We start from the raw sequence: 18,205 nt of genomic DNA on the forward strand, positions 1-18,205 counted from the left end.
CAGGGGCGGTCTCTGTTCTGAGCTGGAGGTCACCGGTTCTCTCCGCAAGAGGATGGCGGCGCGGAAATCCCGCGCCGCCGCTTGATCACTGCACGGCCCTAATGGCCTCGACCATCGCCTTCAGCTTGTCGTCCTTGACGTGCTTTTCGTAGACCGGACCCATCGCGTCGATGAAGGGCTGCTTGTCCGGCGTCGTGATCTGCGAACCGGCCGCCTCGACCTTGGCACGCGATTCCTTGACCTTGGCGGCCCACAGCTCACGCTGCTTGGCGACGCTTTCCTTGGCGGCCGCCTTGAAGATCGCCTGGTCTTCCGGCGTCAGCTTGTCCCAGCTCGACTTCGCCATGACGAAGGCTTCCGGCACCATCGTGTGCTCGTCAAGCGAATAGAACTTGGCGACTTCCGCATGCTTGGCGGTGTCGTAGCTCGGAAAATTGTTCTCCGCGCCGTCGATGACCCCGGTCTCGATCGCCGAATACACCTCGCCATACGGCATCGGCGTCGCGTTGGCGCCGAGTGCCGCCACCATGTCGACGAAGATGTCGGACTGGATGACGCGGAACTTCATGCCGGCCATATCGGCTACAGAGTTGATCGGCTTCTTCGAATTGTAGAAGGAGCGCGCGCCGCCGTCATAGAAGGCGAGCAGCACCAGCCCGACCTGTTCGAACGCCGCCGCGATCTGGTCTCCGACCGGTCCGTCCATGACCTTGTGCATATGGTCTTCCGAGCGGAAGATGTAGGGCAGCGAGGGCACGGTGGTTTCGGGGATGAGCCCGTTGAACGGCGCCATCGAGACGCGGTTGAGGTCGATCACGCCGGAGCGCACCTGCTCGATCGTGTCCTTTTCCTCGCCGAGCTGCGCGGAATGGTAGACATCGACCGAATAGCGGCCGGCCGTGCGCTCCTTGACAAGCTCGCCAAAATATTTGACCGCCTCGACCGTCGGATAGCCGTCCGGGTGCGTGTCGGACGAGCGCAGAACCGTCTGGGCGCTTGCCGTTCCGGCCATCAGTGCGGCGGCCAATAGCGTAGCTCCCGCCAGTCTAGAAAAATGCAGCATTGGGTTCCTCCCGTTGAACGATGGCGGCAAGCGCCGTTAGAGCCGGTACGCCTTTTTCGCGAGCGTATAGGCAAGTTCCTGCGCCAGCTCCTGCGCCTCGTCCTCGCGGAGCCGGTGCTCGGCGACGAGACGCGCAAGAAAGGCGCAATCGACCCGACGCGCCACATCGTGGCGAGCCGGGATGGATGGAAAGGCGCGGGTATCGTCGTTAAAGCCGACGGTGTTGTAGAAGCCGGCCGTCTCGGTGGTCATCTCGCGGAACCGGCGCATGCCCTCCGGGCTGTCGTGGAACCACCAGGCCGGCCCGAGTTTCAGCGCCGGATAAACGCCGGCGAGCGGCGCCAGCTCGCGCGCATAGCTGGTCTCGTCCAGCGTGAAGAGGATGATTGTAAGGTCGCGCTCCAGGCCGACGCAGTCGAGCAGCGGCTTTAGCGCCGTCACATAGTCGGTTCTGGCCGGGATATCGAAACCCTTGTCTCTGCCGAATTTTTGGAAGACGGAAGGCGAATGATTGCGCCAGGAGCCGGGATGGATCTGCAGGACGAGCCCATCGTCGCGGCTCATCTTGGCCATCTCCGTCAGCATCTGGGCGCGAAACAGTTTTCGCTCACGCTCGTCGTCCGAGCCCCGGCGGATGCGGTTGAACAGCTCCTGCGCGGCGGGATCCGAAAGATTGGCGGTCTCCGCTGTCGGATGGCCGTGATCCGACGCGGTCGCCCCGAAACTTTTGAAGAAGGCCCTTCTCTGGCGATGCGCATCGAGATAGCCGGCCCAGGTGCCGGTGTCGCAGCCGGTGATGTCGCCGAGCCGATCGAGATTGGCCGAAAAGCCTTCGAAATCGGGATCGACGACCGCGTCCGGCCGGTAGGCGGTGACGACGCGGCCCTCCCAGCCGCTGTCGCGGATCATCTGGTGCCATCTGAGATCGTCGAGCGCGCCTTCGGTCGTCGCGATGACCTCAATGTTGAAGCGCTCGAACAGCGCTCGCGGGCGAAAATTCTCCCACTGCAGCAAGGTCGAGATGGTGTCGTAATGGCGGTCGGCGGTTGCGGCCGTCAGCGGCTCTTCGATGCCGAACAGATGGGCAAGCACATGGTCGAACCACAGCCGCGTCGGTGTGCCGCGGAACAGATAATAGTGCTCGGCGAAGCGCCGCCAGATCGTCCTGCCGTCGGTCTCCACCGGTGAGCCATCGAGCGTTGGCACGCCGAGATCCTCGAGCCGGACGCCCTGGCTGAACAGCATGCGGAAGATGTAATGGTCCGGCACAACAAGCAATTGCGCCGGATCGGGGAATGCCTCATTGAGGGCATACCAGCGCGGATCGGTGTGACCGTGCGGGCTGACGATCGGCAGATCCTTGACAGCTGCGTAGAGATCGCGGGCAAGCGAACGCGGATGCGCCTCCGAGGGAAACAGCAAATCCGGATCGGTCAGTACGGCCACATCAATCCTCCCAATCCGGCATCGGTAGGATCGAAAAGAAATAATGTCAACATACAAAAAATAGATTGTTGTATGATGACTTTTACGCAACGTCAGCCCATTGTGCGGGAAAGAAACGGATGCTACGCCGCATGCCGGCCACACCCGGCACGAGCTCGATCAGACCCATCGCACGATGACAGACAGACGCCTTTCCAACAGCACGCGGCAGGCATTGCCGGCCTCGGTCGCGGTCCCCGGATACGACCGCAACCATGTCGTACCCGGCATCGTCCATCTCGGCGTCGGCGCATTCCACCGCGCCCATCAGGCAGCCTATATCGACGACTGCCTGGCGGCGGGAGAGATGGATTGGGGCATTGTCGGCGTCTCGCTGCGCAGCGCCGACACACGCGACGCGCTGGCGCCGCAGGACGGACTTTACACGCTGGCGGTCAGGAGCAGCGACCGCGAAAGCCTGCGCGTCGTCGGCTCGATCCTGTCGATGCTGGTGGCGCCGGAAGATCCGGGTGCGGTGCTGGCCGCGCTGACTGACCCGCGCACCTCCATCGTCACGCTGACGATCACCGAAAAGGCCTATCTCAGGGTGGCGGGTGGCGGACTGGACACGGCCCATCCCGACATCGTCCACGATTTGGCCAACCCGCAAATGCCGCGAACGGCGCATGGTTTTCTGGCCGAATCGCTTGCGCGCCGCCGCGCCGCCGGTATCCAGCCATTCACCCTGCTGTGCTGCGACAACCTCCCCGCCAACGGCGCCACGCTGCACCGGCTGCTGGTCGAGTTCGCCGCCTTGCGCGGTACCGATCTCGCCCGCCATATCGCCGACGAGGTGGCGTTTCCGTCGAGCATGGTGGATCGCATCGTGCCGGCGACCACCGATGCCGACCGGGCACGGATATCAGGCCAGCTCGGCGTCGAGGACGCCTGGCCTGTGATGACCGAGCCGTTCTGCCAATGGGTGGTCGAAGACGATTTCCCGGCGGGCAGGCCGGCCTGGGAAAGGTTCGGCGTCACCATGGTCGGTGATGTCGGGCCGTTCGAGGACATGAAGCTGCGCCTGCTCAACGGCTCGCATTCGGCCATCGCCTATCTCGGCCTGCTCAGCGGCTTTGAGACGGTCGACCGCGCCTTCGCCAATCCGGCGATCCGGCAGTTCGTCGACGGATTGTGGGCCGAGGCCATCACGACGCTGCCGAAGGACGCCGGGCTCGACACGGCCGACTACACCGCCCAGCTCGCCGAGCGTTATTCGAACACCGCGCTTGCTCATCGGACGGCGCAGATCGCCAATGATGGCAGCCAGAAACTGCCGCAGCGCATCGTCGCCTCGGCCATGGAGCGGCTGAGTGCCGGCGCCCCGCCCGCGCATCTGATGCTGGTGGTGGCCGCCTGGATCGCCGCTTGCGAGGCGCGCGGCAAAGCCTTGCCGGAAAACCATTTCACCGACCCGCTCGACACGTCGCTGGCCGCACTCGACACTCGGCATCTGTCGGCTGACGAAGCGGTGGCGGCGGTGTTCGACCTGGCCGGCTTCGCCAAGGGCGGTGCTGAGCGCCTGACGCTGATCGACCTCGCGGCCGCCCATCTCGAACGCCTGCGGCAGGGCGGCGTGGCTGCTGCTTTCACAGCGCTGGGCATACAGGGTGAGAAAACATGAGGCAGAGCCGCGCGCCAGTCGTGCGTGCAGTGGAAGCGCTGACGACTTGAAGCTATTTGCCTGTCAGACCGTCCAACGTGTGCGGTGACGAGTAGTCGATACCTCTGGAGTTCCAGAACAGGCGAACGCCCTTGCCGACCAAATTCTCATACGGAATAGTACCCATATCAAAACGGCTATCGGCGGAACCGTCGCGATTGTCGCCAAGCATGAAGTAGCGGCCGGCCGGAACGACAACAGGCTGCGTGTTGTCGCCCATCGATCCGTCGATCACGTCGAGGACCGAGTAGGAGACGCCGTTCTGCAATGTTTCGCGCTGCATTTTGGCCGACAGGATCTCCTCGGAGGAGTAAGAGCCGGTCTCTTCAAGCTTCACCGCCTGATCGTTGATGTGAAGGACGCCGTCGATCATCTGGATCTTGTCGCCAGGAAGGCCGACAATGCGCTTGATGTAGTCGGTACTGGGATCAGACGGCCGCCTGAAAACTGCGATATCGCCCAGCGCCGGCGCCGTGTCGAACGTCCGCCCTTCGATCGGCAGCAAGCCAAAGGGGACGCTGTAGCGGCTGTAGCCGTAAGCAAATTTGGACGCGAACAGATAGTCACCGACCTCAAGCGTTGGCACCATGCTGCTGGCTGGTATTGAGAATGGCTGAAACAGGAACGACCGGATCGCAAACGCAGCCAGAGACGAGGCCAGAAAGGCCAGCACTAGAACCGAAAATCCATGTGCGTACCATTTGTCCGGCTTGAATCGATGCGCAAAGGGAACAACGAGCACCACCGACAAGATCGCTATGCCGATACTTGAAAGATTGGCCAATCCGGAAAGATCGATGCCAGGCAAAACCGGGAACCCGAAGTAGCAAAGGGCTACGCTTGCGGTACTGATCGCAACCAGACTGATGACCGCCAGCTTGCCGCTTCCGATCCAAACAAATCCGCCGAACGGACCGCCAAAGGCCGACACCAGGGCCGCCGACCATCTGGATCTCGACTTTGTTTCTTCAGTCACTGGCTACCGCCCCCAAGGCAGACAAGCAGGACTGTCCATCAAATAAAAAAGCGAGGCAAGCCTCGCTTTTGCAATTGCCGGACTGATCTTCGCTTCAAGCAGGCAGGACGGCGCCTTCGAGTGTGGTGAGCTGGCTAAGAAACTGCTCGGCCTTGCTGCGCGTCTGGTCGTCCTTGGCGTCGGCGACGTCTTCCCTGGCTTCCTGGATACGGCGGGCCAGGTCGGCGCGATCGATGTCGCCGACGGCTACCGCCGATTCTGCCAGCAGCGTGCAACCGGCCGGAACGATGTCGGCGAAGCCGCCGAACACGACGTAGCGTTCTTCCTTGCCTTGCGCGGTCTTCACCGTGACGACGCCCGGCTTGATCGTGGTCATGACCGGCGCGTGATGGGCCATCACAGTCATCTCGCCTTCGGCGCCCGGAATGACGACGGATTCGACCTGCTCGGAAACCAGCAGGCGCTCCGGCGAGACCAGTTCAAATTTGAAAGCTTCAGGCATGATCAATTTAGCGAATAGCGAGTGGTGAGTAGCGAATAGACAAAAACGCTCGGCTCACATCGCCCCTATTCGCTACTCCCTATTCGCTATTCGCTTCTTTACGCCGCTTCGGCCGCCAGGCGCTGTGCCTTCTCGACCGCTTCTTCGATGCCGCCGACCATGTAGAAGGCGGCTTCCGGCAGGTGGTCATAGTCGCCGTTGCAGAGGCCCTTAAAGCCCTTGATCGTGTCGGCGAGATCGACCAGCTTGCCCGGCGCGCCGGTGAACACTTCGGCGACGAAGAAGGGCTGCGACAGGAAGCGCTCGATCTTGCGGGCGCGGGCCACCGTCTGCTTGTCCTCTTCCGACAGCTCGTCCATGCCCAGGATGGCGATAATATCCTGCAGCGACTTGTAGCGCTGAAGGATCGACTGCACCTGGCGGGCGACCTGGTAGTGCTCTTCGCCGACGACCATCGGATCGAGCATGCGCGAGGTCGAATCGAGCGGATCGACGGCCGGATAGATGCCCTTTTCCGAGATCGCGCGGTTGAGCACGGTCGTCGCGTCGAGGTGGGCGAACGAGGTCGCCGGCGCCGGGTCAGTCAGATCGTCGGCCGGCACGTAGATCGCCTGCACCGAGGTGATCGAGCCCTTGGTCGTCGTCGTGATGCGCTCCTGCAGCGCGCCCATGTCGGTGGCCAGCGTCGGCTGGTAGCCCACGGCCGACGGAATACGACCGAGCAGCGCCGACACTTCGGAGCCCGCCTGCGTGAAGCGGAAGATGTTGTCGACGAAGAACAGCACGTCCTGGCCCTGGTCGCGGAAATATTCGGCGACTGTCAAACCGGTCAGGCCGACGCGGGCGCGCGCACCCGGCGGCTCGTTCATCTGGCCATAGACGAGCGCCGCCTTGGATCCTTCGCCGCCGCCCTTCTTGTTGACGCCGGACTCGATGAACTCATGATAGAGGTCGTTGCCCTCGCGGGTGCGCTCGCCGACGCCGGCGAACACCGAGAAGCCGCCATGCGCCTTGGCGACGTTGTTGATCAGTTCCTGGATCAGCACGGTCTTGCCGACGCCGGCGCCGCCGAACAGGCCGATCTTGCCGCCGCGGGCATAAGGTGCCAGCAGGTCGAGAACCTTGATGCCGGTGACCAGGATCTGCGCTTCCGTCGACTGCTCGACATAGGTCGGAGCCGGCTGGTGGATAGAGCGCATCTCGATGCCGTCGACCGGGCCTGCCTCGTCGACCGGCTCGCCGATGACGTTGATGATACGGCCGAGCATGCCCGGGCCGACCGGCACGGTGATCGGTGCGCCGGTGTCATAGACGTCCTGGCCGCGAACCAGACCTTCGGTCGAGTCCATGGCGATGCAGCGCACGGTGTTCTCGCCAAGGTGCTGCGCCACCTCGAGCACGAGGCGATTGCCGACATTGGACGTTTCCAGCGCGTTCAGGATTGCCGGCAGATGTTCGCCGAACTGCACGTCGACAACGGCGCCGATGACTTGGCGAACCTTGCCGGCCAAGCCAGTCTTCTTGATGGCAACGGTCGGCGCCTTCGCCGCGGCTGCCTTGACGGGCGCAGCCGCCTTCTTGGCCGGAGCGGCTTTCGCTGCCGCTGCCGGAGCCTTTGCCGGTGCTGCCGCCTTCGCGGCGGTCTTCGGGGCCGCCTTCTGGGGGGTCGCTGCTTTCGCCATCGTCTTTACCCTTTTCGTCTCTTGTTTCTCACGCGATCCGCTCGAAGGTCGGAGACCTTCGTGGGAGCGCGCCTAGAGCGCCTCGGCGCCCGAAATGATTTCGATCAATTCCTTGGTGATCTGCGCCTGCCGCTGGCGGTTGTAGGTGATCGACAATTTGTTGATCATGTCGCCGGCGTTGCGCGTCGCATTGTCCATGGCGCTCATCTTGGCGCCCATCTCGCCGGCCGCGTTTTCGAGCAACGCACGAAAGACCTGCACGGAGATGTTGCGCGGGATGAGGTCGGAGAGGATTTCGCCCGGCTCCGGCTCGTATTCATAGACGGCATTGCCGCCGTCCGTCGCCTCGGCGGCAGCGGAAGGCATGCCTGCCGGGATGATCTGCTGGGTCGTCGGGACCTGGCTGATCACCGACTTGAACTGCGAATAGAACAGCGTGCAGATGTCGAAGCCACCCTCGTTGAAAAGTTGGATAACTTTCTTGGCAATGGCATCGGCATTGACGAAGCCGAGCGTCTTCACTTCACGCAAATCGACACGCTCGAGGATCAGCGCCGCGTAGTCGCGACGCAGGATGTCGAATCCCTTCTTGCCGACGCAGATGATCTTGACCTGCTTACCGTCGGCCAGAAGCTTGCGGATGTGGTCGCGGGCAAGGCGCGCGATCTGCGAATTGAAGCCGCCGCACAGACCACGCTCGGCGGTGCAGACGACGAGCAGATGCACGTCGTCCTTGCCGGTGCCGGTCATCAGCGCCGGGGCCTCGCCGCCGCCGCCGATCGCCTGGGTGATGTTGGCCAGCACCGCGCCCATGCGCTCCGAATAGGGGCGCGCGGCTTCCGCCGCCTCCTGCGCGCGGCGCAGCTTCGCCGCGGCGACCATCTGCATCGCCTTGGTGATCTTCTGCGTCGCCTTGACCGAGGCGATACGGTTACGAAGGTCTTTTAGTGAAGGCATGCTTCAAACCTGATCCCGCCCGTCCGGCCTCGTTCAAGCAAAGGTCTTGGCGAAGGTGTCGATCTCCGCCTTCAGCTTGGCGCGCAGATCGTCCGACAGCGCCTTCTCCTTGCGGATGCCGTCGAGCACCTCCTTGCCGGCCGAGCGCATGTGGCTGAGCAAGCCATGCTCGAATTTGCTGACCTGGTCAATTGCCAGCTTGTCGAGATAGCCGTTGACGCCGGCGAAGATCACCGCGACCTGTTCTTCGACCTTGAGCGGCGAGAATTGCGGCTGCTTCAGGAGTTCGGTCAGGCGCGCACCGCGGTTGAGCAGGCGCTGCGTAGCGGCGTCGAGGTCTGAGCCGAACTGGGCGAAGGCCGCCATTTCGCGGTACTGCGCGAGCTCGCCCTTAATCGAGCCGGCGACCTGCTTCATCGCCTTGATCTGCGCCGAGGAGCCGACGCGCGACACCGACAGGCCGACATTGACCGCCGGGCGGACGCCCTGGAAGAACAGATTGGTTTCCAGGAAGATCTGGCCGTCGGTGATCGAGATGACGTTGGTCGGGATATAGGCCGACACGTCGTTGGCCTGGGTCTCGATGATCGGCAGAGCCGTCAGCGAACCGCCGCCATTGTCGTCATTGAGCTTGGCGGCCCGCTCCAGAAGGCGCGAATGCAGGTAGAAGACGTCGCCCGGATAGGCTTCGCGGCCGGGCGGGCGGCGCAGCAGCAGCGACATCTGGCGATAGGCGACGGCCTGCTTCGACAGATCATCGTAGCTGATCAGTGCGTGCATGCCGTTGTCGCGGAAATATTCGCCCATCGTGCAGGCGGTGAACGGCGCCAGGAACTGCATCGGCGCCGGATCGGAAGCGGTGGCGGCGATGATGATCGAATAGTCGAGCGCGCCGCGCTCTTCGAGAACTTTCACGAACTGCGCGACGGTCGAGCGCTTCTGGCCGACGGCGACGTAGACGCAGTAGAGCTTTTCCTTCTCCGGCCCGTGCTCGTGCACCGATTTCTGGTTGAGCATCGTGTCGAGGATGATCGCGGTCTTGCCGGTCTGGCGATCGCCGATGACCAGCTCGCGCTGGCCGCGGCCGACCGGGATCAGCGCGTCGATGGCCTTGAGGCCGGTCGACATCGGCTCGTTCACCGATTTGCGCGGAATGATGCCGGGCGCCTTGACGTCGACGCGCTTGCGCTCGGTCGCCTGGATCGGGCCCTTGCCGTCGATCGGGTTGCCGAGCGCGTCGACCACGCGGCCGAGCAGGCCCATGCCGACAGGCGTATCGACGATGGCGCCGGTGCGCTTGACGATATCGCCTTCCTTGATGTCGCGGTCGGCGCCGAAGATGACGACGCCGACATTGTCGGCTTCGAGATTGAGCGCCATGCCGCGGATGCCGCCGGGGAACTCGACCATCTCGCCGGCCTGGACATTGTCGAGGCCATAGACGCGGGCGATGCCGTCACCGACGGACAGAACCTGGCCGACTTCGGAGACCTCGGCCTCCTTGCCGAAATTCTTGATCTGGTCTTTCAGAATTGCGGAAATTTCCGCGGCGCGGATGTCCATCAGCCGACCTCTTTCAGTGCAAGCTTGAGCGAATTGAGTTTGGTTTTGAGCGACGTATCGATCTGGCGCGAGCCTATCTTGACCACCAGCCCGCCGAGCAGCGACGGATCGACGGTCACGGTGATCGCGACATCCTTGCCGGCAACGCTTTTCAGCGCCGCCTTCAGCTCGGTTTGCTGGGCGTCAGTCAGCGCGTGCGCCGAGGTAACTTGAGCGGCGGTCTCGCCACGATGCTCGGCGGCGATCTGGCGGAATGCCTTGATCATGCCCGGGATGGCGAACAGACGGCGGTTCTGGGCGACGACGCGCAGGAAATTGCCGGTGAGGCCGGTGATCCCTGCCTTGTCGGCGATCGCCGCAATGGCCTTGGCCTGGTCCTCGCTGGAGAACACCGGGCTATTGATCAGACGGGTCAGATCCGCACTGCCTTCGAGCATCGCCGCGAAACTGTTGAGGTCGGCCTCGACCTGAGCGACCGAATTCGCCTGGAGCGCGAGCTCGAACAGCGAACCCGCATAGCGTTCTGCGACACCTGAGATTGGCGATGACGATTGGGCCACGGACCGTCTTTTCTCTTGTCTGACAGGCCGCAGATTATTGGCGCGAGCGAAAACTCTGGCTAAATCTTTGACCTTACTGCATTTTTTCAAGCACGGAGACGCGGCTTCCGCTATCCCCGGCCGAAAGTCGATTGCCGTCTAGCACAGGCATTTTAAGACCGCAATGCGTCGTCCCGCATGGTTTTCAGGCACTATTGTCGCATCTGGTGGTGCGGTTCGACCGCAGGTCCCGAATTAGCCTTTGATTCAAGGCACAAAGCCGAAGGCGAAGGCAAGCGGCAGCGCCGCCAGCACCAGTTCCACCACTATGGAAACCCAATTGAATGGCGTGTTGGCGCCATCCGACATCATCGACAGCAGGCGGCCGAAGGCGGTGAACAGCCAGGAAAAGCCAAGCGCAATGTAGAGCAGCGGTTGCGCAAGCAGAATGCAGCACAGGCTGACGCCGAGATAGAAGCCCGACATCCTGCCGCGACCTTCGGCAATCGCCGCCGCCTTTTCGGGCTTGACCTGCAGCCGCAGGATTCGGAAGGCAAGCCCGGGCGCCAAGAACAGCAGCAGGCCGAACAGCAAGGTCACGACGGCGCTCGACCACGCCAGCCACTCGCCCTGGCTCATCGGCCACGGAAACGCAAATTCCATACTGTCCCCTCGCAAAATGGCTGTTTCGAAATTTCGGGCATTCTAGCGAAGGAAGAGACATGCGCCAGATGGCGTCGGTGAATTGCGCAAAGCGCATCAACCCAGAGCGAATTCGACCGCCGCTTCGGCATGGATGCGCGTCGTGTCGAACACAGGAATGTCGAAATCCTGCTGGCCGATCAGCATGGTGATCTCGGTGCACCCCATGATGACGCTGTCGATGTTTTCGTCGCGCCGCATACGGGCGATTTCATCAATGTAGGCCGCCTTCGATTCCGCGGTGACAATACCCTGACAGAGTTCGTCGTAGATCACGCGATGAACCATGTCCCGCCCGGCTTCATCTGGCACCACGGGATGAAGGCCGTACCTGTCGGCGAGCCGGCCCTTGTAGAAATCCTGGTCCATGGTGAACCGCGTTGCCAAGAGAGCCGGACGGCTGACGCCGGCCTGGGCAACCGCGGTAGCCGTGGCATCGGCAATGTGGATGAGCGGTATCGACACCGCTACCTCCACCTGATCGGCTAGCTTGTGCATGGTGTTGGTGCAGATCAGCAGCCCCTCCGCACCGGCTGCTTCGAGCTTACGCGCCGCCTCGACCAGCAGAACGCCCGCCCCCTGCCAGTCGCCGACGTGCTGCCGTTCGGCAATCTCGGCAAAGTCGAACGACCACAGCAGCAGTTTCGCCGAATGCAACCCACCCAGCCGCTCGCGCACGATCTCGTTGAGCAGGCGATAGTAGATCGCCGTTGATTCCCAACTCATACCGCCGATGAGGCCAAGGGTTTTCATCTCTTCACAGCTCCGGTCCAAATTGCACGGTCGGCCTCACAAAAAGCTCTGCGGGTCGATGTCGACCTGCACGCGCACCGAGCCCCGTAGCTTCGGCCCCTCGGCCAGCATGGTGCGAATGAACCCCTGCATGTCAGCGCGCCGCTCGCCCTGGATCAGCAGGCGAAAGCGATGGCGGCCGCCGATCAGCGACAGCGGCGCCTCGGCCGGGCCGAGCACGAACAGGTCGCTGGCCTGAGGTGCGGCGCGCCGCAAACCCCGCGCATGGCCCTCCGCTTCCGCTCGGGTCGCAGCACTGACGATGACGCCGGCGAGCCGGCCGAAAGGCGGCAGCGCCGCCCGTTCGCGCTCGGCGATCTCGCGCTCGTAAAAAGCCTCGGCGTCGCCGGAGACGATCGCCCGCATTACCGGGTGGTCGGGCTGGAAGGTCTGCAGCAGGCCAAGGCTCTTCTTGCCGGTGCGGCCGGCACGACCGGTCACCTGGCTGAGCAGCTGGAAAGTGCGTTCGGCGGCGCGCGGATCGCCATTGGCCAGACCGAGATCGGCGTCGACCACGCCGACCAGCGTCATGTTTGGGAAATTGTGGCCCTTGGCGACCAGCTGCGTGCCGATGACGATGTCGGCCTCGCCCTTGGCGATGGCTTCAAGCTCCAGTCTCAGCCGCCGCACGCCGCCCATCAGGTCGGACGACAGGACGATGGTTCGGGCGTCGGGGAAACGCGCGACGACCTCTTCGGCGATGCGCTCGACGCCCGGCCCGCACGCGACCAGATGATCGAGCGTGCCGCATTCCGGGCAGGCCTCGGGCCGCCGCTCATTGTGTCCGCAATGGTGGCAGATCAACTGGCCACGAAAGCGGTGCTCGACCAGCCAGGCCGAGCAGACCGGGCAGCCAAAGCGATGGCCGCAGACCCGGCACAGCGTCAGCGGCGCATAGCCGCGCCGGTTGAGGAACAGCAAGGATTGTTCGTGTTTCTCCAGCGTCTGCCGCATATGGCCAAGCAGCACCGGCGACAGGAAACCGCCGCGCGCCGGCGGGGCGCGGCGCATGTCGATCGTCTTCAGGTCGGGAAGCGCCGCCTCGGCGAAGCGCGCCGAAAGCACCGCCCGATGATAGCGGCCCTGGCTCGCATTGACCCGGCTTTCGACCGACGGCGTCGCCGAGGCGAGCACCACCGGAAAGCCGCCGATATGGCCACGCACCACCGCCATGTCGCGGGCATTGTAGAAGACGCGGTCCTCCTGCTTGTAGGCCGGGTCGTGCTCCTCGTCGACGACGATCAGCCCGAGTTCCCTGAACGGCAGAAACAGCGCCGAACGCGCGCCGGCTACCGCGCGCACGCCACCTTCCGCCACTTGCCGCCAGACACGCTCGCGCATCCTTGGCGGCAGGTCCGAATGCCATTCCGCCGGCTTCGCGCCGAACCGTTCCTGGAAGCGATCGAGGAAGGCGTGGGTCAGCGCGATCTCCGGCAGCAGGATCAGCACCTGCTTGCCACGGGCGAGCGCCGCCGCGACCGCCTCGAAATAGACCTCCGTCTTGCCCGATCCGGTCACCCCGTCGAGCAGCGTGACGCCGAATGTGCCGGCCGCGACATTGGTGCGCAGCATCTCGGCCGCATCGCTCTGGTCCGGCATCAGCGAAGACTGGGCGTAGCCCGGATCGGGTGCTGCGACCACCGGTCGCGGCGGGATCATGACCGTCTCGAACACGCCTTGCGCTTTCAGCCCGTCGATGACCGTCGACGACACGCCGGCCGCATGCGCCAGCCCGGACCGCGTCCAGGCGAGCCCGCCTTCGGCCGTTTCCAGCACGCGCATCCTCGCACCCGTCATCCGGTCGGGTTTGGCGAAGGTGCGTTGCAGCCCTTCGATCCACGGTTCCGGGTCGAAGGCCTCTGGCGCCCGCAGCAGCATGCGCGCCACCATGCCGGGCGGCGACAGCGTGTATTGCGCGATCCAGTCGACGAAGCGGCGCATAGCGCGGTCTATAGGCGGGCAGTCGAAGACCTGCTCGATCGGGCGCAGCTTTTTTGCGTCGACCTTTTCGCCGGTGCCGTCCCAGACGATCCCGGCAACCTGGCGCGGACCGAGCGGCACGCGCACGATCGAGCCCGGCACCACGCACATGCCGGCGGGCACGGCATAGGTGTAGGGCCGCTCGGCGGGCATCGGCACCAGCACCGATGCGGCCGCGACAAAGGGCGAATCTTCCATCATGAGGCGTGACCTTGCCCTGACTTTCGTCTAGATCAAAGTCCGACCCCAAATGTGCATGACACGCACATGAAAAATCTTCAGGAGACCGTCATGAAATTTTTTGTCGACACCGCCGATGTCAAGGAAATCCGTGAGCTGAACGATTTGGGGCTGCTCGACGGCGTCACCACCAATCCCTCGCTGATCCTCAAATCCGGCGGCAAGATCGCCGACGTCACCAGAGAGATCTGCGAGATCGTCAAGGGCCCGGTCTCGGCCGAAGTCGTCGCCACCGAATACAAGGACATGATGGCGGAGGCCAAGATCCTGGCCAGGATCGCCGACAATGTCTGCATCAAGGTGCCGCTGACCCTCGACGGCCTGAGGGCCTGCAAGGCCATCCGGTCGGACGGCCGCATGGTCAATGTCACGCTGTGCTTCTCGGCCACCCAGGCGCTGCTCGCCGCCAAGGCCGGCGCCTCCTTCATCTCGCCCTTCGTCGGCCGCATCGACGACAGCGGCTGGGACGGCATGGAGCTGATTGCGGATATCCGCACTATCTACGACAATTATGATTTCCAGACCGAGATCCTGACCGCCTCGGTGCGCACGGTGAACCATGTCAAGCAGGCCGCACTGATCGGCGCCGACGTCATCACCGCCCCGCCGGCGACGCTGAAGGCGCTGGTCAAGCACCCGCTAACCGACAAGGGCCTGGAGCAGTTCCTCGCCGACTGGGCCAAGACTGGCCAGAAGATCGGCTGAAATCAAGACGTCGCGTTCCGGCAGAAAAGGCCGAGCAATCGGCCTTTTCTGCGCCAGGGATAACCGGAACGTCTCGATCCAGGCCGAAAAGTTTAACCCGCCACCGTCTTGCCGTGCTTGACCAGATTCTGGGCGATCGACAGGCGCAGCAGGTCCGCCAGTTCGCGCGCCGCGCGGTTTTCGGCGTCGATTTGCGCCCGGTAGGAGGCAAACTCCTGACGAGGCCTGTCGAAGGACGATGCTATCGAGCGCCTGCCGGTCGCGATCGTCGTGCCGGTCTTGGCGTCGGTCAGCACATAGTTTGCGGTCAGTGTCACGGTGCCCGCTGTTGGCTCGTCGTCATCGGTCGTGACCTGCACGGTTGCAGCGGATTCAACAAGTTCGGTAACGCCGAGATCGAGCGAATAGGCGGGCGAAGCCGGCTCGCCCGCACCCTGGCCGAGCGCGAAGATCAGATTGTTGCGAACCTGCTGGGCGTAGCGGGTGTTGACCGGCTTGACCGAGATGGACCCGAGTTCGGCGGCAGCCCCGACTTGCGAGCCGGCCGACAGCGGCGCGCTCGAATAGAGCGGGCGCACCGTGCAGGCCGAAACCAGCGCAACCGAAGCGACCAGGCCATACAGCGCGATACGGCGCAGCAAATGCGTCACTTCTATCTTCCTCGGATCAGGCAACGACATTGACGATCCTCTGCGGGACGATGATCACCTTGCGCGGTGCCTTACCTTCGAGCGCTTTCTGCACGAAGTCGAGAGCCAGAACCGCTTTTTCGACGGCACCTTGGTCCGCGTCGCGGGCAATTGTCAAATCGCCGCGCTTCTTGCCGTTGACCTGGACCGGCAGCACGATCTCGCTGTCGACGACAAGCGACGGATCATAGACTGGCCAGGGCCGTTCGGCGACCAGAAAGGTGCCGCCGAGCGTCTGCCAGCATTCCTCGGCCAGATGCGGCATCACCGGCGCAATCAGATGCACGAGGATGTCGACGGCTTGCCGGCACGCAGCCTTGAGCGCCGGATCGGCCTTGCCTTCAGCCGCCTCGTTGAGCGGCGTGGTAAGCGCATTGGCGAGCTCGTAGATGCGGGCGATGGCGCGGTTGAAGGCCAGCTTTTCGATATCCTCGCCGACTGATTTCAACGCCTTGTGCGCGGCCTTGGAAACAGTCCCTGCCTCGCCCTCCTTCGCCGCTGCCGGCTGGACTGCAGCAAGCGATTCGGCAGCCGTCGACACCAGGCGCCAGATACGCTGGATGAAGCGGTGCGCGCCGGCAGCACCCTCGTCGGTCCATTCGACGTCACGCTCGGGTGGCGAGTCCGACAGCATGAACCAGCGCGCGGTATCGGCGCCGTAGCCGTCGGTAATCTCTTCCGGGCTCACCGTGTTCTTCTTCGACTTCGACATTTTTTCGAGCGGGCCGATCACCGCCTCTTCGCCGGTCGCGATTTCGTGGGCGCGGCGTTTGCCGTCGACGTCCTCCAGCCGAACCTCGCTGGGCGCAAGCCAGCGGCCGTTCGAGCCACTGCCGACCCGATAGGTCTCGTGCACCACCATGCCTTGCGTAAACAGGCCCTTGAATGGCTCGGCCAGATCGACATGTCCGGTCTCGCGCATGGCGCGGGTAAAGAAGCGCGAATAGAGAAGGTGCAAAATGGCGTGCTCGATGCCGCCTATATACTGGTCGACCGGCAGCCATTCGGTAGCTGCCTTGGGATCGGTCGGGTCGTTCGCCCAGGGCGCGGTAAAGCGCGCGAAATACCAGGACGAATCGACGAACGTGTCCATCGTGTCGGTTTCGCGGCGTGCATCCTTGCCGCATTGCGGACATTTGACATGCCGCCATGTCGGATGGCGGTCGAGCGGATTGCCCGGCCGGTCGAACTCGATATCGTCCGGCAGCCTGACCGGCAGGTCCGCCTTTGGCACCGGCACCACGCCGCAATCCTCGCAATGGATCATCGGGATCGGGCAGCCCCAGTAGCGCTGGCGCGAAATGCCCCAGTCGCGCAGGCGGAAGTTGACCTTGCGCTCGGCCATCGGCCGATTGCCGATGATCTTTTGTTCCAGCAGCTTGGCCACCTCGTCGAATGCCTGATCAGGCTTCATGCCGTCGAGGAAGCGCGAATTGATCATCACGCCATCGCCGACATAGGCCTCGTCGATGATCTGGAAGTTTCCCTGATTCTCGCCTTCCGGCATCACCACCGGAATGACCGGCAGGCCATATCGGTTAGCGAAGTCGAGGTCGCGCTGGTCACCGGACGGGCAGCCGAAGATGGCGCCGGTGCCGTACTCCATCAGCACGAAATTGGCGACATAGACAGGCAGCGTCCAGTTCGCGTCGAACGGGTGGACGACGCGGATGCCGGTATCGAAACCCCTCTTCTCGGCTGTCTCCAGTGCCGCCACTGAAGTGCCCATATGGCGAACCTCGTCGATGAACTTGGCCAGCGCCGGATTGCTTTCGGCCGCCTTCTTCGCCACCGGATGATCAGCTGCGACCGCCATGAAGGAGGCGCCGAAGATGGTGTCGGGCCGCGTCGTGTAGACCTCCAGCTCATCTTCGCCATCGACTGGAGTGGCCAGCGGCCAGCGGATCAGCAGGCCTTCCGAACGGCCGATCCAGTTCGCCTGCATCAGCTTCACTTTTTCCGGCCATTCGTCGAGGCCTTCCAGCGAGTCCAGCAGATCCTGCGCATAGTCGGTGATCTTGAAGAACCACTGCGTCAGCTCGCGCTGTTCGACCAGCGCGCCCGAGCGCCAGCCGCGTCCGTCGATGACCTGCTCGTTGGCAAGCACGGTCATGTCCTCCGGATCCCAGTTGACCTTGGAGGATTTGCGCGTCACCAGCCCCTTCTCGACAAAATCGAGGAACAGCATCTGCTGGCGGTGGTAGTAGTCGACATCGCAGGTGGCGAATTCGCGTGCCCAATCGAGCGACAGGCCCATGACCTTGAGCTGCTCGCGCATGGCGGCGATGTTCTGATAGGTCCAGTCCTTGGGATGCACCTTGTTCTGCATCGCCGCGTTCTCGGCCGGCATGCCGAAGGCGTCCCAGCCCATCGGGTGCAGCACGTTGAAACCCTTGGCTCGCTTGTAGCGCGCCACCACGTCGCCCATCGTGTAGTTGCGGGTATGGCCGATATGGATGCGTCCCGAGGGATAGGGGAACATCTCCAGCACGTAGTATTTCGGACGCGGGTCGTCGTTATCAGCCTCGAACAGCTTCTTGGCGTCCCAGGCCTTCTGCCATTTGGGCTCTGACGCGCGCGGATTGTATCGTTCGGTTGCCATCGGGTGTTTTTCACTTAAAAGCATGCGCGAACAGCCGGACATGCCCGGCGGCTCAGGAAATGTCGTCG

General features: G+C 63.4%; 15 protein-coding genes. 2 read left to right on the forward strand and 13 right to left on the reverse strand.

Features of this window, described 5'->3' with window-relative positions; translation table 11 throughout:
• Nucleotides 1-85 precede the first annotated feature (85 nt).
• Together CIT26_RS27410 and uxaC are read right to left on the reverse strand one after the other, a co-directional pair.
• The gene (locus CIT26_RS27410) at nucleotides 86-1,063 is read right to left on the reverse strand and encodes a TRAP transporter substrate-binding protein (protein WP_095495458.1); all 978 of its coding nucleotides are present in this window, start codon (nucleotides 1,061-1,063) and stop codon (nucleotides 86-88) included.
• Between the two features lie 36 nt (nucleotides 1,064-1,099).
• Nucleotides 1,100-2,509: a glucuronate isomerase gene (gene uxaC, locus CIT26_RS27415; protein ID WP_095495459.1), complete on the reverse strand. Its 1,410-nt coding sequence runs from the start codon at nucleotides 2,507-2,509 to the stop codon at nucleotides 1,100-1,102.
• A gap of 175 nt (nucleotides 2,510-2,684) precedes the next feature.
• Between uxaC and CIT26_RS27420 the strand changes: the two genes are divergently transcribed.
• Nucleotides 2,685-4,169, forward strand: a complete 1,485-nt coding sequence (locus tag CIT26_RS27420) for a mannitol dehydrogenase family protein (RefSeq protein WP_095495769.1) — start codon at nucleotides 2,685-2,687, stop codon at nucleotides 4,167-4,169.
• Nucleotides 4,170-4,221: 52 nt separating this feature from the next.
• Here CIT26_RS27420 and lepB read toward each other — a convergent pair whose 3' ends face one another.
• From lepB to CIT26_RS27465, 9 genes are all read right to left on the reverse strand, one after another.
• Nucleotides 4,222-5,139, reverse strand: coding sequence for a signal peptidase I (lepB, locus tag CIT26_RS27425; protein WP_245319576.1), 918 nt, complete (start codon nucleotides 5,137-5,139; stop codon nucleotides 4,222-4,224).
• Nucleotides 5,140-5,278: 139 nt separating this feature from the next.
• The gene (locus CIT26_RS27430) at nucleotides 5,279-5,686 is read right to left on the reverse strand and encodes a F0F1 ATP synthase subunit epsilon (RefSeq protein WP_095495460.1); all 408 of its coding nucleotides are present in this window, start codon (nucleotides 5,684-5,686) and stop codon (nucleotides 5,279-5,281) included.
• 98 nt (nucleotides 5,687-5,784) lie between these two features.
• Nucleotides 5,785-7,368, reverse strand: coding sequence for a F0F1 ATP synthase subunit beta (gene atpD, locus CIT26_RS27435; RefSeq protein WP_167391546.1), 1,584 nt, complete (start codon nucleotides 7,366-7,368; stop codon nucleotides 5,785-5,787).
• Nucleotides 7,369-7,440: 72 nt separating this feature from the next.
• Nucleotides 7,441-8,325: a F0F1 ATP synthase subunit gamma gene (locus CIT26_RS27440; protein ID WP_095495461.1), complete on the reverse strand. Its 885-nt coding sequence runs from the start codon at nucleotides 8,323-8,325 to the stop codon at nucleotides 7,441-7,443.
• 33 nt (nucleotides 8,326-8,358) lie between these two features.
• Nucleotides 8,359-9,888: a F0F1 ATP synthase subunit alpha gene (gene atpA / locus CIT26_RS27445; protein WP_029349046.1), complete on the reverse strand. Its 1,530-nt coding sequence runs from the start codon at nucleotides 9,886-9,888 to the stop codon at nucleotides 8,359-8,361.
• On the reverse strand, nucleotides 9,888-10,448 hold the full coding sequence (locus tag CIT26_RS27450) for a F0F1 ATP synthase subunit delta (protein WP_095495462.1): 561 nt from the start codon (nucleotides 10,446-10,448) through the stop codon (nucleotides 9,888-9,890). Before CIT26_RS27450 ends, atpA begins: the two co-directional genes overlap by 1 nt.
• A 246-nt stretch (nucleotides 10,449-10,694) precedes the next feature.
• Complete coding sequence (locus tag CIT26_RS27455; protein ID WP_095495463.1) at nucleotides 10,695-11,090, reverse strand: AGROH133_08824 family phage infection protein; 396 nt, start codon at nucleotides 11,088-11,090, stop codon at nucleotides 10,695-10,697.
• Nucleotides 11,091-11,186: 96 nt separating this feature from the next.
• A complete protein-coding gene (locus CIT26_RS27460) occupies nucleotides 11,187-11,882 on the reverse strand; it encodes an aspartate/glutamate racemase family protein (protein ID WP_095495464.1) in 696 nt (231 codons plus the stop codon).
• 36 nt (nucleotides 11,883-11,918) lie between these two features.
• Entirely contained in the window at nucleotides 11,919-14,102 is a 2,184-nt protein-coding gene (locus CIT26_RS27465) for a primosomal protein N' (protein ID WP_095495465.1), read from the reverse strand.
• A gap of 90 nt (nucleotides 14,103-14,192) precedes the next feature.
• Between CIT26_RS27465 and fsa the strand changes: the two genes are divergently transcribed.
• Complete coding sequence (gene fsa / locus CIT26_RS27470) at nucleotides 14,193-14,846, forward strand: fructose-6-phosphate aldolase (protein ID WP_095495771.1); 654 nt, start codon at nucleotides 14,193-14,195, stop codon at nucleotides 14,844-14,846.
• A gap of 92 nt (nucleotides 14,847-14,938) precedes the next feature.
• Here the strand turns inward: fsa and lptE are convergent, their stop codons facing one another.
• Together lptE and leuS are read right to left on the reverse strand one after the other, a co-directional pair.
• Entirely contained in the window at nucleotides 14,939-15,526 is a 588-nt protein-coding gene (gene lptE / locus CIT26_RS27475; RefSeq protein WP_095495466.1) for an LPS assembly lipoprotein LptE, read from the reverse strand.
• On the reverse strand, nucleotides 15,513-18,137 hold the full coding sequence (gene leuS / locus CIT26_RS27480; protein ID WP_095495467.1) for a leucine--tRNA ligase: 2,625 nt from the start codon (nucleotides 18,135-18,137) through the stop codon (nucleotides 15,513-15,515). The genes lptE and leuS overlap by 14 nt, the downstream gene beginning before the upstream one ends.
• Between the last annotated feature and the right edge of the window lie 68 nt (nucleotides 18,138-18,205).

It is taken from the genome of Mesorhizobium temperatum (assembly GCF_002284575.1).
Lineage (GTDB): Bacteria > Pseudomonadota > Alphaproteobacteria > Rhizobiales > Rhizobiaceae > Mesorhizobium > Mesorhizobium temperatum.

Coding starts and splice junctions, on each gene's coding strand:
- CIT26_RS27430 (WP_095495460.1), bottom strand. CDS start 5,686: ATGCCTGAAGCTTTCAAATTTGAACTGGTCTCGCCGGAGCGCCTGCTG.
- CIT26_RS27440 (WP_095495461.1), bottom strand. CDS start 8,325: ATGCCTTCACTAAAAGACCTTCGTAACCGTATCGCCTCGGTCAAGGCG.
- CIT26_RS27465 (WP_095495465.1), bottom strand. CDS start 14,102: ATGATGGAAGATTCGCCCTTTGTCGCGGCCGCATCGGTGCTGGTGCCG.
- CIT26_RS27420 (WP_095495769.1), top strand. CDS start 2,685: ATGACAGACAGACGCCTTTCCAACAGCACGCGGCAGGCATTGCCGGCC.
- fsa (WP_095495771.1), top strand. CDS start 14,193: ATGAAATTTTTTGTCGACACCGCCGATGTCAAGGAAATCCGTGAGCTG.
- atpD (WP_167391546.1), bottom strand. CDS start 7,368: ATGGCGAAAGCAGCGACCCCCCAGAAGGCGGCCCCGAAGACCGCCGCG.
- lptE (WP_095495466.1), bottom strand. CDS start 15,526: ATGTCGTTGCCTGATCCGAGGAAGATAGAAGTGACGCATTTGCTGCGC.
- CIT26_RS27410 (WP_095495458.1), bottom strand. CDS start 1,063: ATGCTGCATTTTTCTAGACTGGCGGGAGCTACGCTATTGGCCGCCGCA.
- CIT26_RS27455 (WP_095495463.1), bottom strand. CDS start 11,090: ATGGAATTTGCGTTTCCGTGGCCGATGAGCCAGGGCGAGTGGCTGGCG.
- atpA (WP_029349046.1), bottom strand. CDS start 9,888: ATGGACATCCGCGCCGCGGAAATTTCCGCAATTCTGAAAGACCAGATC.
- leuS (WP_095495467.1), bottom strand. CDS start 18,137: ATGGCAACCGAACGATACAATCCGCGCGCGTCAGAGCCCAAATGGCAG.
- CIT26_RS27460 (WP_095495464.1), bottom strand. CDS start 11,882: ATGAAAACCCTTGGCCTCATCGGCGGTATGAGTTGGGAATCAACGGCG.